The sequence below is a fragment of the Nocardioides malaquae genome, from assembly GCF_015070385.1.
Lineage (GTDB): Bacteria > Actinomycetota > Actinomycetes > Propionibacteriales > Nocardioidaceae > Nocardioides > Nocardioides malaquae.
The window spans coordinates 1-276 of sequence record NZ_JADCSA010000339.1; the positions used below are offsets into that span (position 1 = coordinate 1).

Genomic DNA, 276 nt, shown 5'->3' on the forward strand with positions numbered 1-276 from the left:
ATAAAATAAAATAAAACTGCAACTAACAGCCACAGATCCATAAGCTACAGCGGAAACTTCAACCCCAGCGGTAACGGCTACCTTGCCGTTTACGGCTGGACCCAGAACCCTCTAATCGAGTACTACATTGTTGAATCATACGGCACCTACAACCCCGGCAGTGGGGGGACGTATCGCGGAACAGTGAGCTCTGATGGCGGGACATACGACATCTACACTGCGGTTCGGTACAATGCGCCCTCGATTGAAGGGACGGCCACATTTACGCAGTTCTGG

The 276-nt window shown here is 51.4% G+C and carries 1 pseudogene; it reads left to right on the forward strand.

The window, feature by feature from the left end:
- Positions 1-33: 33 nt before the first annotated feature.
- Positions 34-276 (forward strand): annotated as a pseudogene (locus tag IEQ44_RS18145) (glycoside hydrolase family 11 protein); the annotation flags it as partial.